A 13,607-nucleotide genomic window follows, 5' to 3' on the forward strand; every position below is an offset into this window, starting at 1 on the left:
ATGTCAGCAGGAAAAATTGTACAAATCATCGGTGCGGTGATTGACGTTGAATTCCCACAAGATGCAGTACCAAAAGTTTACGATGCATTAAAAGTTGAATCAGGTTTAACCCTTGAAGTTCAACAACAATTAGGTGGCGGTGTAGTTCGCTGTATCGCATTAGGTACATCTGACGGCTTAAAACGTGGCTTAAAAGTAGAAAATACGGGTAACCCGATTCAAGTTCCAGTAGGGACTAAAACGTTAGGCCGTATTATGAACGTATTAGGTGAACCAATCGATGAGCAAGGTGAAATTGGCGCGGAAGAAAATTGGTCTATTCACCGTCCGGCACCAAGCTATGAAGAACAATCTAACAGTACGGAATTATTAGAAACTGGTATCAAAGTTATCGACTTAATTTGTCCATTCGCAAAAGGTGGTAAAGTAGGTCTATTCGGTGGTGCGGGTGTAGGTAAAACCGTTAACATGATGGAATTAATCCGTAATATCGCGATTGAGCACTCAGGTTACTCCGTATTTGCGGGTGTAGGTGAGCGTACTCGTGAAGGTAACGACTTCTATCATGAAATGAAAGATTCTAACGTATTAGACAAAGTATCATTAGTTTACGGACAAATGAATGAGCCACCAGGTAACCGTTTACGTGTTGCGTTAACCGGTTTAACTATGGCAGAGAAATTCCGTGACGAAGGTCGTGATGTATTATTCTTCGTGGATAATATCTATCGTTATACCCTTGCTGGTACTGAAGTATCTGCGTTATTAGGTCGTATGCCATCTGCGGTAGGTTACCAACCAACATTAGCAGAAGAAATGGGTGTGTTACAAGAACGTATCACTTCAACCAAAACAGGTTCTATCACCTCTGTTCAAGCGGTATACGTACCTGCGGATGACTTAACTGACCCATCTCCGGCAACAACCTTCGCGCACTTAGACTCAACAGTTGTATTAAGTCGTCAAATTGCATCTTTAGGTATTTACCCTGCGGTTGACCCATTAGATTCAACTTCACGTCAATTAGATCCACTCGTTGTTGGTCAAGAGCACTATGATGTAGCGCGTGGCGTACAAGGTATCTTACAACGTTATAAAGAATTAAAAGATATTATCGCAATTCTTGGTATGGACGAGTTATCTGAAGATGACAAACTTGTGGTAGCACGTGCTCGTAAAATTGAACGTTTCTTATCACAACCGTTCTTCGTTGCTGAGGTATTTAACGGTACTCCAGGTAAATACGTTTCTTTAAAAGAAACTATCCGCGGCTTTAAAGGTATTTTAAACGGCGAATACGACCATATTCCAGAACAAGCGTTCTACATGGTCGGTACAATCGACGAAGCGCTAGAAAAAGCCAAAAATATGTAATCACTTCAAGTCATTTGAAGGAGAACAAAAATGGCGACATTTAACCTAATAATAGTCAGCGCAGAGCGAAAAATCTTTGAAGGTGCTGTGAAACAAATCCAAGCAACAGGTGTGGAAGGTGAACTTGGTATTTTACCAAACCACACCCCTTTGATGACGGCGATTAAGCCAGGGATTGTTAAATTCACCCTTGAAGATGGCAATGAAGAAGTTATCTATGTTTCAGGCGGCTTCTTAGAAGTTCAGCCTAAAGTAGTAACAGTGCTTGCCGATGTTGCAATTCGCGGTAGCGAATTAGATGCAGATCGTATTCGTGAAGCAAAACGTAAAGCAGAAGAAAATATTGTGAATCACGCTGTTGATGTGGATCATGATTTACTTGTAGCTAAACTTTCTAAAGAATTAGCGAAACTTCGTGCTTACGAACTTACAGAAAAACTCGTTAAATCAAAACGATAAGTTAATGATAATAAAAAAGAGCGGTTATTTTGACCGCTCTTTTTGTTTTTCTATCGTAAGAAATATCGATACGCTTTACTTTCACTCACATCTTCATAAACATAGCCAAGTTCTGCTAAAGCTTGTTCAAATGCTACGTTATCTTTTTCGCCTAATTGGAAAGCCGCAAGAATATTACCGTAATCAGCTCCATGTGCACGATAATGGAATAATGAAATATTCCAACGTTTACCCAAAATTTCTAAGAATTTAAGTAAAGCGCCTTTTTGTTCTGGAAATTCAAAGCTATAAAGTCTTTCATGATGATTAGAAACTCGTCCACCCATTAAATAACGCACGTGAGTTTTCGCAATATCATCATCAGACATATCTTCAACATCAAAACCATTTTTCGTTAAATCAGCAATAATTTCCGATTTTTCAGCTTCATTAGCCGTGCGCACACCAACGAAAATACAGGCTTTTTGATTATCTGCATAACGATAACTGAATTCTGTTACTGCACGATTACCGATGACATGGGCAAATTTTAAGAAGCTGCCTGGTTGTTCAGGCATGGTTACCGCCAGTAAAGCTTCACGGTTTTCACCAATTTCACAACGTTCCGATACGTAACGTAATGTATGGAAGTTGAGGTTGGCGCCGGATAAAATTGCAGCCATATTTTTGCCTTCCAGATTGTTTTGTTTTACGTATTTCTTCAAACCGGCCAATCCTAAGGCGCCAGATGGTTCTGCGACAGCACGCACGTTTTCGAATAAATCTTTCATTGCCGCACAAACTTCATCGCTATCTACTAGCACCATACCGTCTAAATATTTTTGACATAAACGGAATGTTTCATCACCAATACGTTTTACTGCTACGCCATCGGCAAATAGCCCAACATGTGATAAATCGGTAGGTTCACCTTTTTCTAAGGCGGCATTCAAACAAGCTGAATCTTTGGACTCGACACCAATGACTTTGATTTCCGGCATAAATTGCTTGAGCAAAATGGCTACGCCAGCGGCGAGACCACCGCCTCCGACTTGCACAAAGACATAATCTAAATCGGCAACTTGTTGTAGCATTTCCATTGCCAATGTGCCTTGACCAGCAATGACCAATGGATGATCAAATGGCGGGATAAATGTCATATGTTTCGATTTTGAAAGCTCAATGGCTTTAGCTTTTGCTTCATCAAAATTGGCTCCGTGTAACAGCACTTCGCCACCAAAACCACGAACAGCATCCACTTTAATGCTCGGTGTATTTTGTGGCATAACAATTAATGCTTTTAAGCCGAGTTGTTTAGCGGATAAAGCAACCCCCTGTGCATGGTTACCTGCGGAAGCGGCAATAACACCAGCCTGTTTTTGTTCATCAGAAAGGCTGGATATCATTGCATAGGCACCACGCAGCTTAAAGCTATTTACTGGCTGTCGGTCTTCACGCTTAATCCAAATATTATTATGTAGGCGATCAGATAATTTGCCCATTTTTTGTAGCGGGGTTACGGTAGCGGCTTCATATACTCTGGAGCCAAGTTTAACAATCGCATTAATGTAATCCGATTGAGAGGGTTGAGGATTGGTGAGTAGGTTTTTCATGATATTTGTTATTTATGATGAAGTGCGGTTAATTTTTTCTTTATTTTTATCCTCCTCTCATAAAAGAGAGGAGGAATGATTAGAGATTATTTTAATAGACTTTTATCACGCACAGCACCTTTATCCGCAGAAGTTGCGAAGTGACCGAATACTTTTAATGCAAAAGACACTTCACGTTCACGGTTAGCTGGTTGCCAGCCTTTGGCATCTTGTTCGGTACGGCGTTTTGCTAATTCTTCATCGCTGATTTTGAGATTAATCGCGCGATTTGGAATATCGATTTCGATAATATCGTCATCATGTACTAAGCCGATCGCACCGCCAGAAGCTGCTTCAGGAGAAGCATGGCCAATAGATAAACCAGATGTACCACCAGAGAAGCGACCATCTGTTAATAAAGCACATTTTTTACCTAGGCCCATCGATTTTAAATAGCTGGTTGGATATAACATTTCTTGCATACCCGGGCCGCCTTTTGGACCTTCGTAGCGAATTACCACCACATGGCCTTCTTTCACTTTGCCACCTAAAATACCGGCTACCGCATCTTCTTGGCTTTCAAATACGATTGCTCGGCCGGTAAATTTCCAGATAGATTCATCCACGCCCGCAGTTTTTACGATACAGCCGTCTTTAGCAATGTTACCGAACAATACTGCTAGACCACCTTCTTGAGAAATCGCATTTTCTTTGTTACGGATACAACCGCTTACACGGTCATCATCTACGCTATCCCAACGGCAATCTTGTGAGAAGGCTTGCGTGGTACGAATACCTGCCGGACCCGCACGGAAGAATTTATGTAATTCTTCGTCTTTGTTACGAATGATATCGTATTGATTTAATTGCTCTTCTAAAGTCATACCTAACACGGTTTTGGTATTACGGTGGATTAGACCTGCGCGATCTAGTTCACCTAATAAGCCCATAATGCCACCTGCACGGTGCACATCTTCCATGTGGTATTTATTGGTGTTTGGTGCGATTTTGCTTAAGCAAGGCACAACGCGTGATAAGCGGTCAATATCCGCCATTTTGAAATCGACACCCGCTTCTTGAGCAGCTGCTAATAAGTGTAAAACGGTATTACTTGAACCACCCATCGCAATATCTAAACTCATTGCATTTTCAAAGGCTTCAAAGGTGCCGATTGAACGTGGCAATACGCTTTCATCGTCTTGTTCATAATAGCGTTTGCAAAGTTCAACAATTTGACGACCTGCTTGTAAGAATAATTCTTTACGGTCAGCATGGGTCGCCAACATTGAGCCATTGCCTGGTAAAGATAAACCCAACGCTTCGGTTAAGCAGTTCATTGAGTTAGCAGTAAACATCCCTGAGCAAGAACCACAGGTTGGGCAAGCGCTGCGCTCAATGGCATCAACATCTTTGTCGCTGACATTCACATCAGCGCTTTGGATCATGGCATCAATTAAGTCTAATTTGATGAGCTGGTCGGAAAGTTTGGTTTTACCCGCTTCCATCGGACCGCCTGAAACGAATATGGTTGGAATATTTAAACGCATTGCTGCCATCAACATTCCCGGGGTGATTTTGTCACAGTTGGAAATACATACCATTGCATCTGCACAATGAGCATTAACCATATATTCCACGCTGTCTGCGATTAAATCACGGCTTGGTAAGGAATAAAGCATCCCGCCGTGGCCCATCGCGATACCATCATCTACTGCGATAGTATTGAATTCTTTTGCCACGCCGCCAGCTTTTTCAATTTCAGCTGCGACTAGTTGACCCATGTCTTTTAAATGAACATGCCCTGGTACAAATTGGGTGAATGAGTTCACCACCGCAATAATCGGTTTACCAAAGTCATTTTCTTTCATCCCTGTTGCACGCCATAAGGCACGTGCACCCGCCATATTACGACCTTGTGTACTGGTCGCTGAACGTAGTTTTGGCATAAATAATCTCTCCAAGTAAATTTTTGTTAAAGTTTGTTATGTTATTTAATTTCTTCGTTAATTGATACTGCCAAATCTCCCCTACCCCTCTTTGCTAAAGAGGGGGAAATCTTTAGTTAATCGGCAACAATTTTGTCACTTTCATTTTAGCGGTACTAAATTATTAACGCTAATATCAAATTTTATCTCATTTCAATCCCCTCTTTAGCAAAGAGGGGTAGGGGAGATTTGGCAGAAGATAATACGAAGAAATTATTCGATAAAATTAAGTTTATAAATGCAATTATTTAGATAAAGAGCCTATCGATTAAAATTTTTTAACCATATTTAAATTAAATTGATCCATTAGCTATATCTACACACTTGTAAACCATTTGTTTTGTATCGTATTGTCCTTCAAATTCTTTTTAAATAATATTTAAAACATCTGGCAATTTCGCCAACTGATTCACCAACAAATCAAAAGTGCGGTCAGATTTTACAGTGATTTTTATCTGAACTTTAGTTTCTACCAATGCCATCTCCATATTAGTCACAGTAAAGCCACGTAAACGAATAACGCGTAATATGCGTTCTAAAACCTCTGGACGATGTTGAGCAGTCAATTCAAAAGTATATTGATTCATCTTAAATTTCCTCCAACATATCAGCATTACACGCACCTGGTGGGACTAATGGCCATACGCATTCCTCCGGAGGAATGCATACTTGTAGTAAATAAGCGGTTTCGCTATTTAATAAGCGATTAAGTGCTTCATCCACCTCATCAGCACACTCAATGCGTTCAGCTGGAATATCAAAGGCTTTCGCCAGCATCACGAAATCAGGGTTATCTTCTAAAATGGTTTCTGAACGGCGTTTGTTCCAGAAAAGGTCTTGCCATTGACGCACCATACCAAGACGTTGGTTATCTAACAGCAAAATTTTTACGGGTAATTTGCCGCGTTTGATTGAACCTAATTCTTGAATGTTCATCATTAATGAACCATCACCTGTCACTAAAATCACTTCATCATGAGGGCGTGCTTTTTTCGCACCCACTGCTGCAGGTAAACCAAATCCCATGGTGCCGAAGCCCGCGGAGGTAATATAGTTTTCTGGTGCGAAATGGCGCATATGTTGCGCAGACCACATTTGATGTTGGCCCACATCGGTACAAATCACCGCATTTTGTGGTTTACGCTGAGAAAGCGTGTTGAGCAACGACCAAGGGTCAATAGGTCGGTTGCCTGCATTGTCAATATAAGTGAAATCGAGTTTGGCTTTCAATGCTTGAATGTGTGCTCGCCAATCATTAATCTCAAGCGGGATACTTAAAGCGTCTAAGGCCTGAATTAAATCACCTTGAAGGGCGACATTTGCCACACGGAGTTTGTTGATTTCCGACGCATCAATATCACAATGAATCACTTTCGCATGTGGTGCAAAACTGTCCAATTTACCGGTCACACGGTCATCAAAACGTGCACCGCACACTAACAATAAATCACATTCTTGTACGGCAATATTTGCGGCTCTTGTGCCATGCATACCAATCATGCCCATATAAACGGGATCGGTTGGGTCAATTGAGCCTAAACCTTTCAATGTTGAAACAGATGGCATTTGGGTAATTTGTAGGAATTTTTTGACCGCTTGTGTGGCTTTCGCCATACCTACACCACCACCTACATAAAGCACGGGTTTTTTCGCTTGTGTCAATAATGCTTTTGCTTCAGTTAATTTTAATTCTGAAAGTGCGGTTGGTTTTACGGTTGGTTTGACAATAGGTTTTACATGTTCAGGTACATCACTCACTTGGATGTTACGAGGTACATCGATGAGAACTGGACCAGGTCTGCCACTTTGTGCAATTTGGAAAGCAGAGGCAATAATTTCGGGGAGTTCTTCGATGGATTGCACAATGTAGCTGTGCTTGGTGCAAGCAAGAGATAAACCTAAAACATCGGCTTCTTGGAAAGCATCGGTACCGATAAGAGGTGCAGCCACTTGGCCAGTAAATGCCACGATTGGTACTGAATCAGCAAAGGCATCACCTAAACCGGTAATTAAATTGGTGGCACCCGGGCCTGAAGTTGCGACACATACGCCGACTTTTCCTGTAGAGCGTGCATAACCAATCGCAGCTATTGCAGCACCTTGTTCGTTACGGCAAAGAAGATGGTCAAGACCTGAGTCATAGATGGCATCATAGGTTGGCATGATTGCCCCGCCTGGGTAGCCGAAAAGATCGGTTACACCGTGCGCTTTTAAACATTCGATAATGAGTTGTGCGCCTGTCATGTTGCTTCCCGTTTTTATGATTATTAAATAATTTTATGAATATTGAAGTTTTGCATTGTAGCGGAATTTTTCGCCTTTGGTTAGGTTTTCGCGAAAAAACAAATGAAAAAAACACGATAACAGAGATTATCGTGTTTTTTGATAAGAAGTGCGGTCAGAAAACGCGATGTTTTCTACACAAAATTAGAAGCCTGCTTGTTTTTCTAATTGTTCAACAAGCGCATCATCTAAACCTAACGCTTGAGCTAAATTAGCTAAGAAAATGATTTCTTTGCGAGATAAGTCTTTGCTTACTAAACGTGCAGCTAAGTATACATTGCTTGCAAGTGCAGTATCGTTACCAACAAGACGTGCAATTTCATTGATAGAAATTGGATTTTGGATTTCTTGTTCAAGCCATTGCGCTAATTCAGGGTTGTTACCTGCTTCATTTGCGATAGTTTGTTTTTCATCTTCAGTGATTTCACCGTCTGCAGCCGCTGCAGCAATCATAGTACGTAAAATCAATTCACCCACATCAACATGGCTTGATGAATTTAATACATCAAACGCATTTTCTGAAATGTTTGGTTGGGTATTTTGTTGGGATTTTTGATAGTTTTGGTACGCTTGGTAAGCAAGGTTACCTAAAACGGCAAGTGAGCCTAATTTTGCTAAGCTTGCACCGCCGCTACGGCCTAAAATCATGGATAAAATACCGCCTAATGCTGCACCACCGCCTACTTTGGTGAGAGAGTCGATTGTTTGGTTGCCGGTTTCAAGTTTGCTTGCAGAGTTTTTAGCAACATCTAAAACTTGATTTAAAATGCTGTTGAGATCCATAAATGTTTCCTTTTGGTTGTTAATAGAGATTAAATTCGGCCTTTAGACAGTGATTTTTAAAAAAAATTCATTATTTTTAACCGCACTTTAAATCAAATTCTTGACTCGGTTTTAGAATTCATTATATTGAAATCTTTCTTCATTCAAAAGGAACTTAATATGACGCAGTCAAACGCAAAGCGTGAGACCTTTTCTGGTCGGAATGCATTTATTATGGCGGCGATTGGATCCGCTGTTGGCTTAGGAAACATCTGGCGTTTCCCTTATACCACTTATGAAAACGGGGGCGGTGCATTTATTATCCCTTACCTTATTGCACTTTTAACCGCCGGTATTCCATTGCTTTTCTTAGATTATGCAATTGGTCATCGCCATCGTGGTGGTGCACCGCTTTCTTATCGTCGCTTTAACCCACACTTTGAAGTGTTTGGTTGGTGGCAAGTAATGGTGAATGTTATCATTGGTCTTTACTACGCGGTAGTATTAGGTTGGGCGGCAAGCTATACCTATTTCTCACTTAATTCTGCTTGGGGCGACCAACCTATTGATTTCTTCCTACACGAATTCTTAAAAATGGGTGATATCAGTAACGGCGTGAGCTTCGAATTTGTCGGCATGGTAACTGGCCCATTAATTGCTGTATGGTTAGTGGCGTTAGGCGTGCTTTCTTTAGGTATTCAAAAAGGGATTTCTAAATCTTCAGATATCTTAATGCCTGTTTTAGTGGTGATGTTTGTGGCGTTGGTCGTTTATTCTTTATTCTTACCAGGTGCAGAAAAAGGCTTAAACGCACTATTTACACCAGACTGGTCAAAACTCTCTAATCCGAGCGTGTGGATTGCGGCTTACGGTCAAATCTTCTTCTCTCTTTCCATCTGTTTCGGGATTATGATTACGTATGCATCGTACTTGAAAAAAGATTCAGATTTAACTGGTAGCGGTTTAGTTGTTGGTTTTGCAAACTCAAGTTTTGAAGTGCTTGCTGGTATCGGTGTATTTGCGGCATTAGGTTTCATTGCAACCGCGCAAGGTGTAGAAGTGAGCGAAGTGGCAAAAGGTGGTATTGGTTTAGCCTTCTTTGCATTCCCAACTATTATTAACAAAGCACCATTCGGTGAAGTATTAGGGGTATTATTCTTCGGTTCATTAACCTTTGCGGCGTTAACCTCATTTATTTCTGTTATTGAAGTAATCATTTCAGCGATTCAAGATAAACTCCGTTTACGTCGAGCAAAAGCGACCTTTGTTGTTGGTTTACCAATGATGGTGGTATCAGTCATTTTATTTGGTACGACAACCGGCTTACCAATGCTTGATGTATTAGATAAATTCGTGAACTACTTTGGTATCGTTGCAGTTGCATTTGTTTCATTAATTGTGATTGTAGCAAATGAAAAATTAGGCTTATTAGGCAACCACTTAAATCAAAGCTCTTCATTCAAAGTCGGTTTCCTATGGCGTTTATGCATTGTAATCACCACGGGTATTCTTGCCTTTATGTTATTGAGTGAAGGTGCGAAGGTATTTACAGAAGGTTATGAAGGCTATCCAAGCTGGTTTGTAAATATCTTTGGTTGGGGGATGGCAATTTCGCTAGTGGTGGTTTCGTTCATTCTTTCTCGTTTAAAATGGAAAAATGAAGACAACTTCAAGCTTGAAGAAAAAGGAGAATAAAGATGACAAGTATTGCAATTACAATGATGATTGTGGCGCTTTTTGTGATTTGGGGCGGCTTGATCTTTTCCTTAATCAGACTTCCAAAAGAAGAAAAATAAGGTCAAAATTGACCGCACTTTGAAATAAGTAGGGCGTGCTGAGCACGCCCTTTTTTGTTATTTCGATAAATCGATTTGATATACCGCAAATCCAACTTCATCGGTGCCGACTTTCTTCATTGGGTATTGTGCATTGTCTTGAATAAATTTCGCAGCTTGCTCGCTTGGCGAGGTTTCAAAACGCACGTCTAATTTATCGTTACCTTTAATCGGTGCAAAGCGCCAGTTTTTATCTGCACTTGGGTTTACATGGCCATTTTTTTCGCTTTCTGCTTTGATGTAATCCGCAAGAATTTGGCGGTTTTCATCAGGAGAAGCGTAAACAATGTGCGCATCGCCAGTGCCTGGGAATTTATTACCGTAAGCGCGATAGTTGTTGGTTACAATTAAGAATTCTGCTTTTGGATCAACCGGTTTACCTTGGTAAGTTAAATTCACCACTCGGTGTGAGTTCGGGTTAATCAATTTACATTCGCCGTCATAACGCGGTGGTTGGGTCAGGTCGAATTCATAATTTACGCCGTCAATCACATCGTAGTTATAAGTACGGAAACCGTCCCAATCAAGTAAAGATTGTGGTTTGTCGCTGGTAGGATCGATTTGTTTGAACATCCCTGCGCTACATTCTAACCACTCTTTCAGTTCTTCACCGGTTGCTTTCACCACAACTAAGGTGTTTGGATAGAGGTATAAATCTGCTGCATTACGGAAGGTTAATTCACCTTTGTTCACTTCAGTATAGCCCGTTGGGTCATTTTTACGTCCGCCTGCTTTAAATGGTGCGCCTGCACTTAAAATTGGTAAGCCCGCCATTGCTGCAACACTTGGTGCTACTTTTTCAACGTAAGCTTTTTGTGCTTGGTTCACAATTTGAATGGTTGGGTCATCTTGCACTAGGGCTAAGTAGCTATACATGTTATCGGTCGCTTTACCGATTGGCTGTGCCACAAATTCACGGGTGGCTTCATGCACAGGTTTTAAAAGTGCGGTCAATTCGGCATCACTTTCTGTGGTCGCTTTTTTGTTTTCAGCATCATAAATTGGGCGAAGTACCGCTTTACCATCAGCCACTAACCATTTGCCGTTGTGTTGAGCAAGGGTTAAGTCGATTACACTGATGTTGTTTGCCCAGTAGCCAGCCATACTTTCAGGTACGCCTTTTACAGTACCTTTAGCAATATCTGCATTTGGTGATTTGGCGAACTCTTTGTTTGGGAATAGACGGTGAGAGTGACCGAAAACAATCGCGTCAATGTGTGGTACATCAGCAAGGTAGAATGCTGAGTTTTCTGCACCTTCTTGATATGGCTCATCTGATGGGCCTGTGTGAGCAAGTGCCACAATAATATCTGCGCCTTTTTGTTTCATTTCTGGCACATATTTTTGTGCAGTTTTCACGATATCGCGAGTTTCTACTTTGCCTTGTAAGTTTGCTTTATCCCATACCATAATTTGAGGTGGTACAAAACCGATATAACCAATGTTTAGTTTGTGCTTTTTACCTTGGCTATCTACCACTTCTTTGGTTTGAATCACATAAGGTGTGAAATAGGGCTCTTCGGTACCGACTTTTACTACGTTGGCATTGATGATTGGGAATTTCGCTTGTTTAATCGCATCGGCTAAATAATCTAAGCCATAGTTAAATTCGTGGTTACCTAATGTGCCCACTTCATAGTGCATTGCATTTAAGCAATCTACCGCTGGGTTTGATTTGCCTTCTTTGTAACCTTTAGCCGCTTGATAGTCAGCGATTGGGTTACCTTGGATTAAGTCACCGTTATCAACTAAAACGCTATTTTTCACCTCTTGACGAGCTTGACGAATCAAGCTTGCTGCACGAGTAAAACCGAATTTCTCAGTGGGTGCATCTTTGTAGTAATCGAAGTCAGTTAAAAAACTGTGAATATCGGTTGTTGCCACAATACGTAAATCGACTTGTGTGTCGCTTTTCGCAAAAGCAAAGCGGCTAGCACTTAACGCTAAAATGCTGCTTGCGCCAAGTTGGATGAAATTTCTTCTGTTGATCATATGAGCTCCTGTTGTATAAGAATCGGCAAGATTTTAAAGCTCTTTTATATATAAAGAAAGTGCAATATAAAGTTCTGAAATGAAGTGTGATATGCATCACAAAATAAGGGATTGAATTTGGTTGCAAAACTTCACGTTTGGGACAAAAATAGGGTATCCAATCCGCTAAAAATCACTTCACTCACAGTAAGGTAGCCATTTATTGATGGCATCCGATAAGGAGATCGCTATGGCTTTTAATCTTAAAAATAGACACCTATTGAGTCTTGTTCATCATTCAGAATACGAAATTAATTATTTGTTAGATTTATCGCGTGATTTGAAACGAGCGAAATATGCGGGAACTGAGCAACCTAAACTGCAAGGTAAAAATATCGCATTAATTTTTGAAAAAACCTCAACTCGTACTCGTTGTGCTTTTGAAGTCGCTGCTTATGATCAAGGTGCTAGAGTGACTTACATTGATCCAAATTCATCTCAGATTGGACATAAAGAAAGCATGAAGGATACGGCTCGAGTTCTTGGGAGGATGTATGATGCGATTGAATATCGGGGCTTTAAACAAAGTACTGTGCAAGAGCTTGCAGATTATGCTGGTGTCCCAGTGTTTAATGGTTTAACGGATGAGTTTCATCCTACACAAATGCTCGCGGATGTTCTCACGATGATTGAACATTGTGATAAGCCACTTCATCAAATAAGTTATGTGTATATTGGTGATGCGCGTAATAACATGGGAAATTCTCTTTTACTAATTGGGTCTAAACTTGGGATGGATGTGCGTATTTGCGGCCCTAAAGCCTTATTGCCAGAAGCTGGTTTTGTTGAAATGTGTGAAGGTTTTGCTAAAGAAAGTGGTGCACAGATTACTGTCACTGAAGATATCGACACAGCCGTAAGAGATGTTGATTTTGTGCATACCGATGTTTGGGTTTCAATGGGTGAGCCATTAGAAGCTTGGGGAGAACGTATTAAATTATTGCTACCTTATCAAGTAACACCTGAGTTAATGAAACGCACAGGTAATCCTAAAGTGAAATTCATGCACTGCTTACCCGCATTTCATAACAGTGAAACAAAAGTGGGTCGTCAAATTGCAGAAAAATACCCTGAATTAGCAAATGGCATTGAAGTGACTGAAGAGGTATTTGAGTCACCCATGAATATTGCGTTTGAGCAAGCTGAAAACCGGATGCATACAATTAAAGCGGTAATGGTTTCAAGTTTAGCTTAGTATTGAAAATTAGATAAAATGTGTATCGTTTTTTTAATTCTAAATTTTGAATGAATTCTTAAGTTGTTTGTTGTGATTTTTTATTATTTATGTGAAATTTTATGTTATTTTT

The 13,607-nt window shown here is 40.6% G+C and carries 11 protein-coding genes; 5 read left to right on the forward strand and 6 right to left on the reverse strand.

Features of this window, described 5'->3' with window-relative positions:
• Complete coding sequence (atpD, locus tag INP95_RS02600) at positions 1–1,374, forward strand: F0F1 ATP synthase subunit beta (protein WP_005694944.1); 1,374 nt, start codon at positions 1–3, stop codon at positions 1,372–1,374.
• Positions 1,375–1,404: 30 nt separating this feature from the next.
• A complete protein-coding gene (locus INP95_RS02605) occupies positions 1,405–1,833 on the forward strand; it encodes a F0F1 ATP synthase subunit epsilon (protein ID WP_005699104.1) in 429 nt (142 codons plus the stop codon).
• A gap of 50 nt (positions 1,834–1,883) precedes the next feature.
• Here INP95_RS02605 and ilvA read toward each other — a convergent pair whose 3' ends face one another.
• From ilvA to INP95_RS02630, 5 genes are all read right to left on the reverse strand, one after another.
• On the reverse strand, positions 1,884–3,425 hold the full coding sequence (gene ilvA, locus INP95_RS02610; RefSeq protein WP_197560839.1) for a threonine ammonia-lyase, biosynthetic: 1,542 nt from the start codon (positions 3,423–3,425) through the stop codon (positions 1,884–1,886).
• Between the two features lie 86 nt (positions 3,426–3,511).
• Positions 3,512–5,350: a dihydroxy-acid dehydratase gene (gene ilvD / locus INP95_RS02615; protein WP_049384789.1), complete on the reverse strand. Its 1,839-nt coding sequence runs from the start codon at positions 5,348–5,350 to the stop codon at positions 3,512–3,514.
• 407 nt (positions 5,351–5,757) lie between these two features.
• Positions 5,758–5,976 (reverse strand): acetolactate synthase 2 small subunit, encoded by a 219-nt coding sequence (gene ilvM / locus INP95_RS02620; protein ID WP_197560840.1) that lies wholly within the window; start codon positions 5,974–5,976, stop codon positions 5,758–5,760.
• Position 5,977: 1 nt separating this feature from the next.
• Entirely contained in the window at positions 5,978–7,633 is a 1,656-nt protein-coding gene (gene ilvG / locus INP95_RS02625) for an acetolactate synthase 2 catalytic subunit (RefSeq protein WP_049384723.1), read from the reverse strand.
• 183 nt (positions 7,634–7,816) lie between these two features.
• A complete protein-coding gene (locus INP95_RS02630) occupies positions 7,817–8,455 on the reverse strand; it encodes a tellurite resistance TerB family protein (protein WP_197559891.1) in 639 nt (212 codons plus the stop codon).
• Between the two features lie 159 nt (positions 8,456–8,614).
• Between INP95_RS02630 and INP95_RS02635 the strand changes: the two genes are divergently transcribed.
• Both INP95_RS02635 and INP95_RS02640 read left to right on the forward strand, forming a co-directional pair.
• A complete protein-coding gene (locus tag INP95_RS02635) occupies positions 8,615–10,129 on the forward strand; it encodes a sodium-dependent transporter (protein WP_070583632.1) in 1,515 nt (504 codons plus the stop codon).
• A gap of 2 nt (positions 10,130–10,131) precedes the next feature.
• Positions 10,132–10,230 carry a methionine/alanine import family NSS transporter small subunit gene (locus INP95_RS02640; protein ID WP_032827301.1) on the forward strand — a complete coding sequence of 33 codons (99 nt, stop codon included), beginning with the start codon at positions 10,132–10,134 and terminating at the stop codon, positions 10,228–10,230.
• Positions 10,231–10,287: 57 nt separating this feature from the next.
• Here INP95_RS02640 and cpdB read toward each other — a convergent pair whose 3' ends face one another.
• On the reverse strand, positions 10,288–12,261 hold the full coding sequence (gene cpdB / locus INP95_RS02645; protein WP_197560841.1) for a 2',3'-cyclic-nucleotide 2'-phosphodiesterase: 1,974 nt from the start codon (positions 12,259–12,261) through the stop codon (positions 10,288–10,290).
• A 229-nt stretch (positions 12,262–12,490) separates the two neighbouring features.
• Here cpdB and INP95_RS02650 point away from each other — a divergent pair, with 229 nt between their 5' ends.
• Entirely contained in the window at positions 12,491–13,495 is a 1,005-nt protein-coding gene (locus INP95_RS02650) for an ornithine carbamoyltransferase (RefSeq protein WP_197560842.1), read from the forward strand.
• Positions 13,496–13,607: the final 112 nt, after the last annotated feature.

The organism is Haemophilus parainfluenzae (genome assembly GCF_014931375.1).
Taxonomy (GTDB): domain Bacteria; phylum Pseudomonadota; class Gammaproteobacteria; order Enterobacterales; family Pasteurellaceae; genus Haemophilus_D.